Annotated in this window: 16 protein-coding genes; 10 read left to right on the top strand and 6 right to left on the bottom strand. The window is 64.3% G+C overall.

Going from position 1 to position 14,981, the window contains the following annotated elements:
- Positions 1-120 precede the first annotated feature (120 nt).
- The gene (locus IVA79_RS04985) at positions 121-1,164 is read left to right on the top strand and encodes a polysaccharide deacetylase family protein (RefSeq protein WP_247550748.1); all 1,044 of its coding nucleotides are present in this window, start codon (positions 121-123) and stop codon (positions 1,162-1,164) included.
- A gap of 5 nt (positions 1,165-1,169) precedes the next feature.
- Here the strand turns inward: IVA79_RS04985 and IVA79_RS04980 are convergent, their stop codons facing one another.
- Positions 1,170-1,391: a DUF2842 domain-containing protein gene (locus IVA79_RS04980; RefSeq protein ID WP_045003154.1), complete on the bottom strand. Its 222-nt coding sequence runs from the start codon at positions 1,389-1,391 to the stop codon at positions 1,170-1,172.
- Between the two features lie 96 nt (positions 1,392-1,487).
- Between IVA79_RS04980 and IVA79_RS04975 the strand changes: the two genes are divergently transcribed.
- Positions 1,488-2,570, top strand: a complete 1,083-nt coding sequence (locus tag IVA79_RS04975) for a COX15/CtaA family protein (protein ID WP_247550747.1) — start codon at positions 1,488-1,490, stop codon at positions 2,568-2,570.
- Positions 2,571-2,593: 23 nt separating this feature from the next.
- On the opposite strand, the gene IVA79_RS04970 is transcribed toward IVA79_RS04975, so the two are convergent.
- The 4 genes from IVA79_RS04970 to IVA79_RS04955 all read right to left on the bottom strand — a co-directional run bounded on the left by IVA79_RS04970 (position 2,594) and on the right by IVA79_RS04955 (position 6,057).
- Entirely contained in the window at positions 2,594-2,932 is a 339-nt protein-coding gene (locus IVA79_RS04970) for a hypothetical protein (RefSeq protein ID WP_247550746.1), read from the bottom strand.
- A gap of 163 nt (positions 2,933-3,095) precedes the next feature.
- Complete coding sequence (locus IVA79_RS04965; RefSeq protein ID WP_247550745.1) at positions 3,096-4,376, bottom strand: O-acetylhomoserine aminocarboxypropyltransferase; 1,281 nt, start codon at positions 4,374-4,376, stop codon at positions 3,096-3,098.
- 148 nt (positions 4,377-4,524) lie between these two features.
- Positions 4,525-5,109 carry a CoA-binding protein gene (locus tag IVA79_RS04960; RefSeq protein WP_247550744.1) on the bottom strand — a complete coding sequence of 195 codons (585 nt, stop codon included), beginning with the start codon at positions 5,107-5,109 and terminating at the stop codon, positions 4,525-4,527.
- Positions 5,110-5,232: 123 nt separating this feature from the next.
- Positions 5,233-6,057, bottom strand: coding sequence for an enoyl-CoA hydratase (locus tag IVA79_RS04955; protein WP_247550743.1), 825 nt, complete (start codon positions 6,055-6,057; stop codon positions 5,233-5,235).
- An 85-nt stretch (positions 6,058-6,142) separates the two neighbouring features.
- Here IVA79_RS04955 and IVA79_RS04950 point away from each other — a divergent pair, with 85 nt between their 5' ends.
- From IVA79_RS04950 to IVA79_RS04925, 6 genes are all read left to right on the top strand, one after another.
- Positions 6,143-6,571 (top strand): PaaI family thioesterase, encoded by a 429-nt coding sequence (locus tag IVA79_RS04950; RefSeq protein WP_247550742.1) that lies wholly within the window; start codon positions 6,143-6,145, stop codon positions 6,569-6,571.
- Between the two features lie 158 nt (positions 6,572-6,729).
- Positions 6,730-7,194: a 50S ribosomal protein L13 gene (gene rplM, locus IVA79_RS04945; protein ID WP_011087726.1), complete on the top strand. Its 465-nt coding sequence runs from the start codon at positions 6,730-6,732 to the stop codon at positions 7,192-7,194.
- A 1-nt stretch (position 7,195) separates the two neighbouring features.
- A complete protein-coding gene (gene rpsI / locus IVA79_RS04940) occupies positions 7,196-7,675 on the top strand; it encodes a 30S ribosomal protein S9 (RefSeq protein WP_008547917.1) in 480 nt (159 codons plus the stop codon).
- A 228-nt stretch (positions 7,676-7,903) separates the two neighbouring features.
- On the top strand, positions 7,904-9,124 hold the full coding sequence (locus tag IVA79_RS04935; protein ID WP_247550741.1) for a GGDEF domain-containing protein: 1,221 nt from the start codon (positions 7,904-7,906) through the stop codon (positions 9,122-9,124).
- 59 nt (positions 9,125-9,183) lie between these two features.
- On the top strand, positions 9,184-9,423 hold the full coding sequence (locus IVA79_RS04930; protein WP_247550740.1) for a hypothetical protein: 240 nt from the start codon (positions 9,184-9,186) through the stop codon (positions 9,421-9,423).
- A 102-nt stretch (positions 9,424-9,525) separates the two neighbouring features.
- Positions 9,526-9,822 (top strand): antibiotic biosynthesis monooxygenase family protein, encoded by a 297-nt coding sequence (locus IVA79_RS04925; protein WP_247550739.1) that lies wholly within the window; start codon positions 9,526-9,528, stop codon positions 9,820-9,822.
- Between the two features lie 6 nt (positions 9,823-9,828).
- Here the strand turns inward: IVA79_RS04925 and IVA79_RS04920 are convergent, their stop codons facing one another.
- Positions 9,829-10,971, bottom strand: coding sequence for an AI-2E family transporter (locus tag IVA79_RS04920; RefSeq protein WP_247550738.1), 1,143 nt, complete (start codon positions 10,969-10,971; stop codon positions 9,829-9,831).
- A gap of 135 nt (positions 10,972-11,106) precedes the next feature.
- Between IVA79_RS04920 and IVA79_RS04915 the strand changes: the two genes are divergently transcribed.
- Complete coding sequence (locus IVA79_RS04915; protein ID WP_247550737.1) at positions 11,107-11,829, top strand: hypothetical protein; 723 nt, start codon at positions 11,107-11,109, stop codon at positions 11,827-11,829.
- Between the two features lie 90 nt (positions 11,830-11,919).
- On the top strand, positions 11,920-12,693 hold the full coding sequence (locus IVA79_RS04910; RefSeq protein WP_247550736.1) for a gamma-glutamyl-gamma-aminobutyrate hydrolase family protein: 774 nt from the start codon (positions 11,920-11,922) through the stop codon (positions 12,691-12,693).
- Positions 12,694-14,981 lie beyond the last annotated feature (2,288 nt).

Below are 14,981 nucleotides of genomic sequence, written 5' to 3'. Positions count from 1 at the left end.
TGTCGAGAAAACAGAAATATACGTCAATCGGCCTGTGGCCGACCTTTGCAAAGAAATGTCAACAAAGGGTAAGGACAATGGGAGAGGGAACAGGCGCCGGCGGGCGCGAAGGGTGGGATATTGGCATCCGACGACAGATGGCTGGAACGGCTGCGCCTCGAGCTGACCTGGTTCACCGGCCGGGCCGCGCTAGGCAGCCGCGGTGCCGGCGCCATCCTGCGCTTTGCGCGGGTGCGCCCGCGGCAGCGCGGCGGGTTTCAGCCGCTGCGCGCGCATGAGATCACGCCACAGTTTCTCGACCGCGCCATTCGCGCGCTCAAGCGCTGGAAATACGATTTTCTCGGCATGGACGAGGTCTGCCGGCGTGCGGTGACGTTGCCGGAGCAGCGACGCTTCGTGGCACTCACCTTCGACGGTGCCAACAAGGATCTGATCGATTTTGCTTACCCGGTGCTGACGCATCACGCCGTGCCCTTCACCATCTACGTGCCCACCGCCTTTCCCGACGGCGTCGGACAGGCCTGGTGGCTCGGACTCGAGCAGGTGATCGCGCGCGAGAGCCGTATCAGCCTGATGATGGGGGAGAAGGAGCAGCGCTTCACAGTCATTGATGTTGCCGGGAAGCGGGCGCTGTTTTCGCATCTCGAGAGCTGGCTGCAGACGCTGCCGCCGGCCGATCTGTCGGCGGCGATCGCCGACCTCTGCACGCGCTATCGGATCGACCTCGCCGCGCTCTCGCGGCAGGCGTCGATGGATTGGGAGGATCTGGCGAAGCTGGCGGCGGACCCGCTCGTCACGATCGGCAGCGGCACCGTGAACTATCCGATCCTCGCCAACATGAAGGACGCCGCCGCGCTGCGCGAGATGACGATGGGCAAGGCGGTCGCCGAAGCGGCTTTCAGGCGCGAGATCCGCCATCTTGCCTTTCCGTTCGGTGATCGCACCTCGTTCCGGCGCAGCCATGTCGTCATGGCGGAGGAGGCCGGCTTTGCCAGCGCGGTGTCGACGATCCCGGGCATCGTGGATGCGGAGGGGCGGACCAATCTGCGCGCACTGCCGCGGATCGCCTGGGACGGTCGCGTGCGCTCGCTGCGCATGTTGCGCGTGCTGGTGTCGGGTGTTGCTTTTGCACCGGTGAAACCGACCGGCAGCGCTGCGAGCTAGAGACGCTACGAACTGGATTTGGCGCGGTCGGGCCGCTGCATCCAGCTCACGATCGGCATCGCCGGCAGCACCCAGCCCATGCCGACCACGACGTAATAGATCGCCTGCCGCCAGCCGGATTCGGCAATCCAGGGCATCTGCGCCGCGGCCATGCCGAGCAGGGCCCAGACCGTGGCCAGCACCAGGAGCAGGATGGCGCCGAGGAACTTGCGGGTGCGGATCGTCATGGCTGGGCTTAGCGGCTTTCGCGTAACTTGCGCTGCGGGAGCGGGGGACTATAAGGGGCACGCAATCCGGTTCAAGCCCTGGTTTTAGCTCCTGAAATGGCGACGAATCCCGTTCCAAACAACCCGCATCGTGCCGTGCGCTGGTGGCTGATCACCGTCGCCGCGCTGATTGCGTTGATGGTGCTGGTGGGCGGCGCGACGCGGCTGACGGAATCCGGCCTCTCGATCGTCGAATGGAAGCCGGTCACGGGCAGCGTGCCGCCGCTGTCGGAGGCGCAGTGGACCGAGGCGTTCGAGGCCTACAAGAAGATCCCGCAATATCGCGAGCTCAATACGGGCATGAGCCTGTCCGAGTTCAAGCAGATCTTCTGGTGGGAGTGGAGCCACCGGTTGCTCGGCCGCTTCATCGGCGTCGCCTATCTCCTGCCGTTCCTGTTCTTCCTATGGCGTGGCGGCCTGTCGGGCGAATTGAAGCGCCGGCTGTGGCTGCTGTTCGCGCTTGGCGGTCTTCAGGGCGCGGTCGGCTGGTGGATGGTCGCCTCGGGCCTCACGGAACGGGTCGAGGTCTCGCAATATCGGCTGGCGACGCATCTGCTGCTCGCGCTGCTGATCTTCGCCGGCATCGTCTGGACGGTGCGGCGGCTCAAGCAGCGGCCGCAGATCGCTGCATCAGCGCGGCTGCGGTTCACGAGCGCGCTGCTGCTCGTCCTGACGTTCGTGCAGATCTATTTCGGTGCGCTGGTCGCGGGTCTGCGCGCCGGGCGCGCCTACAACACCTGGCCGCAGATCGACGGCGCGTTTATCCCGTCGGCCGAGCGGCTGTGGTTCGAGACGCCGTGGTGGCGCAACATGTTCGACAATGTCCTGACGGTGCAGTTCGAGCACCGCATGACCGCCTATGCGCTGTTCGTGCTGGCGCTGCTGCACGCGATCGACGCGGTGCGCGCGCGCGCAGGCGCAGCAGCGGGCGGGGCGCTGTGGCTGCTCGCCGCGGTGGGTCTGCAGGCGGTGCTCGGCATTCTGACGCTGCTCAACCAGGTGCCGATTGATCTCGCGCTGTCGCACCAGGCAGTCGCGATCGTGGTCTTGACGCTTGCTGTGGTTCAGGTCGAGCGGCTTGCTGCGCGTCAGCAGACGCACGCGCAGCCGCGCGTGGTTCCGGTCGGTCAGGCCGGCTGATCACCATCAGCCGGCTGATCAGATCAGCAATAGCCGTAGATGCCGCACGCGTAGGGCAGGCGCCAGAAATAATCGACCTGCTTCCCGCCGTAATACGCGCCCTGATAATCGTAGCTCCAGGGGCGGCCGTAGTAGCCCGGCAACGTGTGGGAGCCCGGCAGCAGCGGTGTGCCCGGCAGGTTGCGAATGTAGCTGCCGATGCCATAGGCCGGCGAGATCAACGCATCCGGATCGGTTTCGACATAGACCTTCGGCGGGTCCGGCGCGACGGCGCGCCGCTTCGGTGTGGCCGGCAAGTCGGCGGCAACGGCAGCCGAGACCGTCAGCATGGCCGCAAGGGCAGGCACCATCCAGCGCAACATCGTCGGCTCCGAATCAAAGGGGCGATCCAACGACGATCTATGCGGCAGATATGGTTAATGACTGTTAACTGGGGCCGGTCATTCCGGGGCGGTGCGAAGCACCTAACCCGGAATCTCGAGATTCCGGGTCTGGTCCTTCGGACCATCCCGGAATGACTGCCAACTACGCGCCCAGCGCCTGTTCCAGATCCGCGATCAGATCTTCCTTGTCCTCGATGCCGATCGAGAGCCGCACCACGTCGGGGCCGGCACCGGACTTCACCTTGGCGGCGTCGTCGAGCTGGCTGTGCGTGGTCGAGGCGGGGTGGATCACGAGCGAGCGGGTGTCGCCGACATTGGCGAGGTGCGAAAACAGCTGCAGCTTCGACACCAAATTAACGCCGGCGTCATAGCCGCCCTTCAGGCTGAAGGTGAACACGGCGCCCGCGCCCTTCGGCGCGTATTTGCGCGCGAGCTGGTGGTACTTGTCGCTCGGCAGGCCGGCATAGCTCACCGAGGCCACCGCCGGATGTCCGGCGAGGAATTCGGCGACGGCCTTGGCGTTGTCGCAGTGCTTCTGCATGCGCAGCGGCAGCGTCTCGATGCCGGTCAGGATCATGAAGGCGTTGAATGGTGACAGTGCAGGACCGAGGTCGCGCAGGCCGAGCACGCGGCAGGCGATCGCGAAGGCGAAATTGCCAAACGTCTCCTGCAGGCGGATGCCGTGATATTCGGGCCGCGGCTCCGACAGCATCGGGTATTTGCCGCCCGTCGACCAGTCGAAGGTGCCGGCATCGACAATGATGCCGCCGAGCGAATTGCCGTGGCCGCCCAGAAATTTCGTCAGCGAGTGCACGACGATGTCGGCGCCGTGGTCGATCGGGCGGATCAGATAGGGCGAGGCCAGCGTGTTGTCGACGATCAGCGGCACGCCCGCCTTGCGCGCCACCGTCGAGATCGCCTCGATGTCGGTGATGCTGCCGGCAGGGTTGGCGATCGACTCGATGAAGATCGCCTTCGTGCGCGGCGTCACCGCGCGCTCGAAGCTTGCGATGTCGTCGGGGTCGGCCCACACCACATTCCAGCCGAAGCTTTTGAAGGCATGCGTGAACTGGTTGATCGAGCCGCCATAGAGTTTTCGCGCTGCGATGAACTCGTCGCCGGGCTGGAGCAGTTGCTGCAATATCACGACCTGCGCGGCATGGCCCGAGGCCACCGCAAGCGCGGCCGTGCCGCCTTCGAGCGCGGCAACGCGCTCTTCCAGCACCGCGTTGGTGGGATTGCCGATGCGGGTATAGATGTTGCCGAATGCCTGCAGGCCGAACAGCGAGGCGGCGTGATCCGCGTCGTTGAAGACGAACGAGGTCGTTTGATAGATCGGAGTCGCGCGCGCGCCGGTGGTGGGGTCGGGCTGCGCACCGGCATGCACGGCGAGGGTTGAAAATCCCGGAAGGCGATCGCTCATTGAGGCGTCCTGTGCTCTTGGTCTGAAATCGCGCGGCATGCTGATGGGCGCGGTGCTCGCCGTCAAGGCGCCGCTTCACATCAATGCCATTTGGGCATGATCGTGCTACGCATTGTCGCGTTCGCGAAACGAATCCTTCGCGCTTGCGTCAGCTTTGCTCAGTCTTGTTTTTGGCGGCGCGATCGGAGGCGGCAGTGTCGCCACCGCCGACGCTCATCCGATTGAGGGAGAGGCGCATGCCTTGCGTCGGTGCCGGCGCCCGCTTGGAGCTGAGCGTGCGCGAGTTCACGCCCATCCAGGAAATTTCGGACGACAGGCGGCCATATTCGATCTTGGGGCAGCGGTTCATCACCACCTTGATACCGACCGATTCCGCCTTCGCCGCCGCGGCGTCATCACGTGCCCCGAGCTGCATCCAGATCACCTTCGGCAGCGGATCGAGCGTGAGCGCCTCCTCGACGACAGGCATGATGTGGCTGGAATTGCGAAAGATGTCGATCATGTCGATGGGACGGTCGATATCTGCGAGCGAGGCGACGAAAGGCTTTCCGAGCAGCTCTTTGCCGACATGGCCGGGGTTGACCGGGATCATGTCGTAGCCGCGCTGCGCCAGATATTTGAACGCAAAATAGCTCGGCCGTACATTGACCGGCGAGGCGCCGACCATCGCGATCGACTTCACGCTGTTGAGGATGCCGCGGATGTAATTGTCGGGATAGGCGTCGTGGTTCATCTTGTTCTTTCTCGGACCCTCATGGTGAGGAGCGCGGCACGCGCGTCTCGAACCATGAAGCCACAGTCGGGCCTCTATCCTTCGAGACGCCGCGTTCCGCGGCTCCTCAGGATGAGGAGTTAACTACTCATCCCGCCATGTCGGCGTGCGCTTCTCGATGAACGCGCCGATGCCTTCCTCGGCGTCGCGCGCCATCATGTTCTCGGTCATCACCTCGGCCGCATAACGATAGGCGTCCGCAAGGCTCATCTCGGCCTGGCGATAGAACGCCTCCTTGCCGAGCTTGACGGTGTAGGCGGATTTCAGCGCGACCTGCTGCGCGAGCTCGATCGCGGCACCGAGTTCGGTGCCGGCGGGCACCACGCGGTTGATGAGGCCGATTTCGCGGGCTCGCTCGGCCGTGACAGGCTCGCCGGTCAGCAGCATCTCCATCGCCTGCTTGCGCGGAACGTTGCGCGAGAGCGCCACCATCGGGGTCGAGCAGAACAGGCCGATGTCGACGCCCGGTGTGGCGAACTTCGCGTCCTCCGATGCGATCGCAAGATCACAGCTTGCGACTAACTGGCAGCCGGCTGCGGTCGCGATGCCCTGGACGGCAGCAACCACCGGCTTTGGCAGGTGCACGATCGCCTGCATCATCGCGCTGCAGGCGGTCATCATCTCGGCGAAGAAGGCACGGCCGCGATCGGGATCGGTGCGGCGCGCGGTGAGCTCCTTCATGTCATGGCCGGCGGAGAAGGCGGGGCCGTTGGCCGCAATCACGACGCCGCGGACCGCCTTGTCGTCGCGGATCTCATTGAGCTCGGCATGCAGGCTTGCAATCATCGCTTCCGACAGACTGTTGCGCGCGGCCGGTCGGTTGAGCGTGAGGATGGCGATGGGGCCTGCGGTCTCGCGCAGCAGGATCGGTGGTTGCGGGGAGGGGGCGCGGGCGGCCTGGCCGGACATCGAAGCGTTTCCGTTGGATTATTGCATTTGGATGACGCAGATAACTTAATGTAACAGGGGACGTGAAGCGAGGGTGGGGAACAGCATGGCATCAGCGAAAATGAGCGTGGCGGAGCTGGAGAAATTCCTCCGTCACGAGTTTCCCCAGGCCTTCAGCGGCGACGACATTACAATTGAAAGCGCGGACGGCCAGACCTGCCTTCTGCGCCAGCGCTACAGCGAAAGGATGCTGCGGCCGGGCGGAACCGTGTCCGGCCCGACGCTGATGGCGCTCGCCGATTTCGCCATGTACGTGGTGCTCCTGTCCGCAATCGGGCCGATCGGGCTCGCCGTGACCACCAATCTCAACATCAACTTCCTGCGCAAGGGCCAGCCCGGCCAGGACGTGCTGGCAGAGGCGCGGCTGCTCAAGCTCGGCAAGCGGCTGGCGGTGGGGGAGGTGAAGCTGTTGTCCGGCACCTCGCCCGATCCGATCGCTCATGTCACCTCGACCTATTCCATTCCAACTATTTGAGCTTTTTGCAGGTAATATCGCACCATATTTTTAAGCTATTGATATTGCGAATATAAATTCCATCTGTTGGCATTGACCGTAGCGCCTCTCTTCTCTAGAAAGCCGCGCAGTCCGGTGCGGTGTTCGCGCCGATGCTCCCCGTCCACGGAAACTCTGACATGAAAACCTTTTCGGCAAAGCCGGCTGAGGTGACGAAGAAGTGGGTGCTGATCGACGCCAAGGGTCTGGTCGTCGGCCGTCTCGCCACCATCGTCGCCATGCGCCTGCGCGGCAAGCACCTCCCGACCTACACCCCGCACGTTGATTGCGGCGACAACGTCATCATCATCAACGCGCAGCATGCGGTCCTCACCGGTCGCAAGCGCGAGCAGAAGACCTATTACAAGCACACCGGCTATGTCGGCCACGTCAAGGAGCGCACCGCGCGCCAGATCCTCGAAGGCAAGCATCCCGAGCGCGTGCTCGAGAAGGCCGTCGAGCGCATGATCCCGCGTGGCCCGCTCGGCCGCGTGCAGATGGGCAATTTGCGTGTCTATGGCGGGGCCGATCATCCGCACGAGGCGCAGCAGCCCGAGAAGATCGACATCGCCAAGTTGAACCGCAAGAACACGAGGGCCGCATAACATGGCCGAATCCATCCAGTCGCTCGACCAGCTCTCGCAGCTCAAGACGGCGGCGGCGCCCGACGCGCCCAAGCACGAGAAGAAGGTCGACAAGTTCAACCGCGCCTATGCCACCGGCAAGCGCAAGGACGCGGTCGCCCGCGTGTGGATCAAGCCGGGCGCCGGCAAGGTCACCGTCAACTCGCGCGAGGTCGAGGTCTATTTCGCCCGTCCCGTGCTGCGCATGATGATCGAGCAGCCGTTCTCCGTGGCCGCGCGTTCCGGCCAGTACGACGTGATCTGCACGGTTGCCGGCGGTGGCCTGTCCGGCCAGGCCGGTGCGGTCCGTCACGGCATCTCCAAGGCGCTGACCTATTTCGAGCCGGAGCTGCGCTCCGTGCTCAAGAAGGGCGGCTTCCTGACCCGCGACTCGCGCGTGGTCGAGCGCAAGAAGTACGGCAAGGCCAAGGCCCGCCGGTCCTTCCAGTTCTCGAAGCGTTAATCGCTTCGGTCGCATTCGCCGCGAAAGCGGCTTCAATGAGATGCAAAAGGGCGCTGATTTCAGCGCCCTTTTTGCTGTTCGTTTGTACGCAAATTGATGGCGTGTTTCCCGAAAACTTAGGCGCGCGCGAAAACCTGAATGGAACCCGGCCGACCTAGCGTCGCATTCGGAAGGGCGCGCAAACCGGCTGGGCCGGTCGCGTAACTGCTATATCTAGAGGGGGCCGACATGATGTCGCTCGATAGCATCACGCTCTATTTGGTCGCCACCATGGTTGCCGCATTGCTCGGCGCCATGATGGTGTTTTTCGGCAGGCAGGAGAACAGCCCTGCATTGAAATGGTGGGGCACCGCCTATCTGCTCGGTGCCGCCTCCGTCGCGTTATGGACCGCGGCCGGCGACAAGCTCGGTCCGCATCTCTATCTCGCGTTAAATGCCGTCGGCTTCGTTGCCTGCGGCATGGTGTGGAACGCGGCGCGCGTCTTCCACGGCCGCAAGCCGAACTGGCCCGGCCTGGTGCTCGGCGCACTCGCCTGGGCCGCCGCCGTCACGCTGCTCGATCCCGCAGCGTCCATGCTGCGCATGATCGTCGGCGCCGGCATCGTCTCGGTCTATGCGGCGCTGACCGCGAGCGAGCTCTGGACCGAGCGGCGCAAGAGCGTGCAACGGCGTTGGCCGGCCTTCGTAGTGCCGGTGATTCATGGCTGCGTCTTGATGCTGCCGATCCTGATCGGCAGCTTCCTGCGTCCGCACGATGCCGGCTTCTCCTCGAGCATCTGGGTCACCGTGTTCGCGGTCGAGCTCGTGCTCTATGCCGTCGGCACCGTCTTCGTGATCTTCATGCTGGTGTCCGAGCGCACCGTCACCGCGCACCGGACCGCAGCTTCCACCGACCCGCTCACCGGCATGCTCAACCGCCGCGGCTTCTCCGAGGCCTGCTCGCGGGTCATCGAGCGTGAGGCCAAGGCCGGACGTCCCGTCACCGTGATGATCTTCGACATCGACCACTTCAAGTCGATCAACGACCGCTTCGGCCATCCTGCCGGCGACGAGATGCTGAAACTGTTCTCGACCGTCGTCGTCAGTAATTTGCGCATCTCCGACCTGTCGGGCCGCATCGGCGGCGAGGAATTCGCAGCGCTCCTGCCGTGTTCGCTGGAGGAGGGCGTGCTGGTCGCCGAGCGCGTGCGCGAGGCATTCGAGACCTCCGGCGTCGTGGTCGACGAGGGCCCGGTCGATACCACCGTCAGCATCGGCGTCGCCGGCGGGCCCGCCGGCACCGAGCTCGAAGTGCTGCTGGCTTCGGCCGACACCGCGCTCTACCAGGCCAAGCGCGGCGGCCGTAACCGCGTCGAGGCGGCGGAGGAGCTGCCGCTGTCGCTGGAGAACTGGCGCCGCCAGAGCGCCGCGCGGATCGGTGCGCCGCAGGTGCGGCCGGCCACCGCCTGAGACGCAAGGCGGCTTTGCGGTAATGCTCTGTTTACCATTCGATCCCTACCATTGCGGTCATGGAATCGATCCGTCGACAGAACCCGCAGGCTGCCCTGATGTCGCTCGAAGCCGCTGCGACTTCGGCTCGCAGCGGTTTCGCCTGTCTGTTCTCGACCGCAGATGAATATGAGAGCGCGCTGATCACCGAGCGCCGCGCGCAGGGGCGCTACACGCAAAGCCGCCGCAGCACTTGGCCGCTCGTCATGTTCGTCGGTTGCGCCCTCATCGTGGCGGGCACGGTGCTGCTGCTGGTCTGAGAGACCTGCATTTTTGAGCCGACCAGGGCGCCGTTTCGGCGCCTTTTTCTTTTTCGTCGGCTGCGCTAGACACGCCGATCGAACAAAAACGGGTGGAAAACCATGATCACCGAGATCGCGCAAATCGACGTCAAGCCGGGCAGCGAGAAGGATTTTGAGGCCGCCGTCGCCAAAGCCAAGGCCGCTTTCGGCCGCTCCAAGGGCTTTCACGGCTTCGAGCTGCACAAGTCGATCGAGAAACCGCAGCGCTACCGGCTGATGGTGAAATGGGCCACGCTGGAAAACCACACCGTCGATTTCCGCGGCTCGGAGAATTTCACCGAATGGCGCGGCCTCGTCGGCCAGTATTTTGCCGCGCCCCCGGAGGTCGAGCACACCGAGATCGTGCTCACCACCTGAGGCGGGTCAGGCCGCCTCGGCCAGCGGCATCTCCTCATACGTCTTGAAATGGTCGATCATGACCTTGGCGATGGCGACCAGCGGCAGCGCCAGCGCAAGGCCCCAGATGCCGAACACGACGCCGAGCAGGATCTGGAACGCGAACAGCGTGGCCGGCGGGATGTCGAGCGCCTGCCGCTGCAGGATCGGCGTCAGCGCGTAGCTCTCCATGGCGTGCACGCCCATGAACAGCAGAAAGGCCGAGAGCGCCGGAATCCAGCCCGAGGCCAGGCTTGCCAGCACCACGATGACGCCGGCGATGATGGCCCCGACGGTCGGGATGAAGGCGAGCAGGCCGGCCTGAATCCCCAGGATGAACGAGCCGGGGATGCCGATGAGGGCCAGCCCGATCCAGGTCACCGCGCCGACCGCGAGCATGACGATGATCTGCGCGATCAGCCAGCGCTCCAGTGTTTCGGCGATACGGTCGATGACGAGAGCGACGCGGGTGCGGTGCCTGGCCGGCGCCAGGAACAAGAGGCCGTCGTGATAGACGGCGGGCTGGGCGGCGAAGGCGAGGCCCAGGAACAGCACGATGAAGATGTTGCCGACACCGTGGATGGTGCCGAGCAGCAGCTTGAAAGTCTGGCTCACGATCGCGCCGCCGCTCGACGCCAGCGCGCCCGCGCCCGGCAAGGCACCGCGCGAGGGCGCTGCCGGTACGGGCGTCGCCTCCGATGGCGCATTGACCGAGGACTCAGACGCAGTGTTGCCGAGATCGAAAAAGCTGGTGTCGATGCCGTGGCTGTCGAGGAAGGACCGGACATTGGCGAGCTGCGACTTGAGGGTCTTGCTCAAGAGCGAAGCCTGCTCGGCAATGGTGGCGCCGCCGAGATAGGCGATGCCGGCGAGCATCAAAGCGAGCGCGGTGCAGACGATCGCGAGCCGCAGCGCATGCGGCAGGGGCACGCGGCGGCCGAGCGCGATCGTCAGCGCGTTGAGGCCGAGACCGAGCAGCATGCCGGTGAAGATCAGCAGCACCGTGGCGGCGAAATACCAGGTGAAGGCGAGCAGCGCGGTGAACAGCACCACGCCGATGCCCCCGACCGTGATCGCCCAAGCCTGATCCCAAGCCTGGGTGCGGGTGCGTTCATCTTTGGACATGGTCACATCGGGTCCTTTTCAGCGCGGTTCGCGCCGCACTCTCTCGGCAAATGCGCGTCCGATCAAGGCCGCGTCAACGCGCTAGTTTGACGCCGGCGCGCCGACGGTGCAGAGCGATGAGGAAAGAACAACGGGGGCCGTTTGAGCTTCATCAGCAAATGGGCCGGTCTGCTCGGGCTCCTGGCCGTGCTCGTGATCGGCGATCAGATCCGCATCAACCGGCCCGGCCACAAATTTCGCCTCACGGTCGAGGTGATGACGCCTGACGGGATCAAGACCGGGTCCGGCATTCTCGCCGTCGTGCCCGACCGCAATTATAACCGCGGCGGCCGCACCACGATGCGCGGGGAGGCGGTGTTCGTCGACCTCGGGCAAGACCATGGCAAAGACCGTGGCAAAGGCAAGAATCTGGTGGCGTTGCTGGCGCACCGGCAGGGCGCCAAGCTGGACTTCGATGACATCAACTATGTCGCGCTCCGCGCCTATGGCGCCGCGCGCGGCAGCCGCGTCTCGTTCAACGATATCCACCGGCAGACCGGCGTAGTCCCGGTGCAGGGAGACCTCATCCCGGTGCTCGTGAGCTTTGGCGATCCCAATGATCCCAAGACCGCGCGCCTTGTCGCCGGCGACCATGCGGAGGCGGCTCTCGGCGAGGGCTACGCGATCCGTGGCCTTAACGCCGAAATCGTGCCCAACGGGTTCTGGCCGATTGATTTCGGTGGCGCGCTCGGGGACCCCGTGACGCGCGGAATCAACGCGAAACTGCCCTGGCTGGCCGCGCCGGGCGATCCGGCGGCAACCGCACTGCAGGCCGCCGGCCTGCCCGCCGGGGGCGAGGCACGGGAGGCATTTGCGCGAAAATAGCATTGCCGTCCCGCGATCCCTTCTGTTGAATTTGTTCCATCGGAGGGGCATGTTTGGGAATCTTCTTAACGGAGAGGCGCGGAAAGATAGATGAGAAAGCCGGTCGTCGGCGTGATCGGGAATTCCCATCGCGTCGAAAATCGATTTCAGGTCCAGATGGTGGGCGAGCGCAATTTGCGGGCCGTGGCCGAGGTCTCCGGCGGCTTGCCGATGATGTTCGCGGGCGCGCCTGACATCACCGATATCGGCGCGCTGCTCGACGTGGTCGACGGGATCGTGCTGACCGGCGCCCGCGCCAATGTCCATCCGACCCGCTTCAATGTCGACCCGTGCGAGCGGCACGAGCCCTACGACATCCACCGCGACGAGGTGGCGCTGGCGCTCTCGGTCGCCTGCGTATCCCGCGGCATTCCGCTGTTCGGCATCTGCCGCGGCCTGCAGGAGATGAACGTCGCCTTCGGCGGCTCGCTGCATCCCGAGATCCGCGAAATTCCCGGCCGCATGAACCATCGCATGCCCCGGCTCGAGAACGGCGAGATCCATCCCGATCCGACCGTCGTGTTCGCCGACCGTCACGACGTCGACCTGACGCCCGGCGGGGCGTTCGCAAGATTGCTCGGCTGCGAGAAGATCCGGGTCAATTCGCTGCACGGGCAGGGCATCTTGGAGCCCGGCAAGCGCGTGCTGATCGAGGGCATCGCCGAGGACGGCACCATCGAGGCGATCCGCATCGCGGAAGCCCCGACCTTTGCACTCGGCGTGCAATGGCACGCCGAATACGATCCCCAGCACAATCCGATCAACCGCAAGCTGTTCGAGGCGTTCGGCGAAGCGATGGTCGCAAGGCAGAAGGCAGCGGCCTGAGCCGCACGCGGCGAGGGTGGTTTGGCGCGAGTCTTCAGCGGCATCGTCATTGCGAGCGCAGCGACTTGTCCGCCGAAGCCTTGGCGAAGGCGGAAGCAATCCAGAGTCGTTCCGCAGCGGCAGCCTGGATTGCTTCGTCGCAAGGGCCCCTTGCAATGACGGAGCAAGGTCGATCGTCGGCATCCCCCAACTCTCAGTTCAACTCGCAGACGCGCCTTCGCAATCTCGCGGCCCGTTTCGCCCGAGGCTTGCTGTCGTTTGCACCCCATGAGGACCAAAGGGCGCAGGGAAGGCCGGGCGCCGGCGGCACCCGCGGTCCGCGTGCATCGAAAAACGCACACGGGGTGGACCACAGGTGTGCCGGTCGCCCGGCCTTCCCTGCGCGGATGGTTTTAACGGTGTCCTTCGTGCTCTCCCCGGGGAGCGTTGCACTATTGCCCCCGTCGCCTTGCGGATGATCGATGCGCGCACCGGTTGGCCGCCACATCACCACATGACTTGACGCCAGAACCCCGGGCGTCAGGACCACACGACTTCTCCGTCCGCGGACGATCCCGCCGAAATGCCTGGAGGCTTGCGTGTGCTCGCCCCCGGACATCAACGAGACCGCTGTGACCGCGCCGTGTCGTATCGCGCCGCCTGAGGACTCACGGTCGCCCGCCCTGTCTCATGCATGCCGCGCCGGCGCTACCGCGTCCACCGCCACCCGGCCCGCATCTCGTGACGATCGCGAAGCGCCCCTTTGGCAAGGGCCGGGATGGCGGCTGTATGCCACAAATCCGAAATTCGGGAAAGTGGAATATTTTTGCGAGGAGGGCTTGACGGGGTGTTTTGCCCGACGCCTCGCGGGGGCTCGACCTCTGTTCGTCATTCTGGACCTTGTGCTCCGCAGGCATGCCAAGCATGACGGAGAAGAAGCGGAGCGTTGAAGACGTCAATGACTCTTGATGTGCCGGCCGCCACGACCGACGGTGCGTGTTGGTGTGCTGCGTTTGCCGTCGTCAACTTTCCCCTTGTGCGCTCACACATTTCAAATAGCCTGCGCGCTGTAGGGACGAACATGCCAGACATACGACAGATCAGAGAATTGTCGAGGCTCGATGGGTATAGTCTCATTTCGCAGGCCCTTCGGAAGTTAGGCGCCTTATTGTTCGCTCTTGGCTTGTTAGCCTGCCTGAACGGACCCCTGTCGGCGGAGCCGAACGATGGCCATGGTCTGATAACGTCGTCCAAATACCTTTGGTCCATCCCGGACGTCAGGATAGTCGACATTGCCCCAGCAGCGAACGGAACGGCCGTTCTCGTTCTCCAGGATCGTGAGCAGCGCCTGTCATTGTTGATTAGCGCGAGCGCGCTGGGTGTAGGATCGCGCGTTCCGCTTCAGAGCGCGAAGAAGCTAATTCCGTACGACATTCATTCGGCAGTGGCGGCCGACGGCTCGATCTGGATCGGTGGGACGACGAATATTGGGCGATCATATGCCAGCGCTCCTTTGTCAGATGCCTACCTCGCAAAGCTCGGCCCGGACGGACATCTGGTTTGGGAAATTGTAACTGCGCGCAAGCGTGAGCATGCCATATTTGACATGGCGGTCTTGTCCTCCGGCGACGCGGTAATTGTCGGCAGAGAAGACGATACAAATTGGCTCGCGCGGATATCTGGCGATGGAAAGATCATCTGGGAGAAGACGTTCGGAACAGGACGAGGCGCTTCGGTCGCTGTCCTGAATGATTTGATCGCGGTGATGGGCTCAGGGGCAGGTTTTGTGGCAGAAGGACGTTCCGGAGACGATCGTTCAAACTCGGGTGGGACCCGCGCCCTGCCCACGCGCTGCTCTGATTCCTCGAGATGGTGGCCTGATCACCTTCTGCATTGCTGCGGAAGGTACGAACCTTTTTTATCTCGACCCAGCAACAGCCGAAGTGGTGCGCGGCCTTCTGCCAAATGCAACAGAGCCAGTGTGCGATGGATCGTCGGGGCGGGCCTCGTTCATGATGTCGCATTCGGAGTCCAGCATTTGGCTGTTCGGAACTGGCGGCAGTTGCTTTCGAACGAACTGGAAGGTAGCGCGCGTCGATCATCCGGCACAACTCGAAAGCATCGGCGAGATTGCGAAAGTCGATCCGCGATGCGCGGCTGTGAGCTGGACTGGGGAACGCGCTTTCCGTCATTACGAGCGCCTAGGCCCTACCGCAGGGTATTCCTGAGCTGGACCTGCTGAAGCCAACTGTTGGATTGTCTCGCGACGAAGCGCAGCGTCACCGTCAGGGTCCTTCTCTTGCTCGCGT

The sequence above is a fragment of the Bradyrhizobium sp. 138 genome (assembly GCF_023074075.1).
In the GTDB taxonomy this organism is placed as follows: domain Bacteria; phylum Pseudomonadota; class Alphaproteobacteria; order Rhizobiales; family Xanthobacteraceae; genus Bradyrhizobium.
This window is presented reverse-complemented; position numbering and strand designations above follow the sequence as displayed.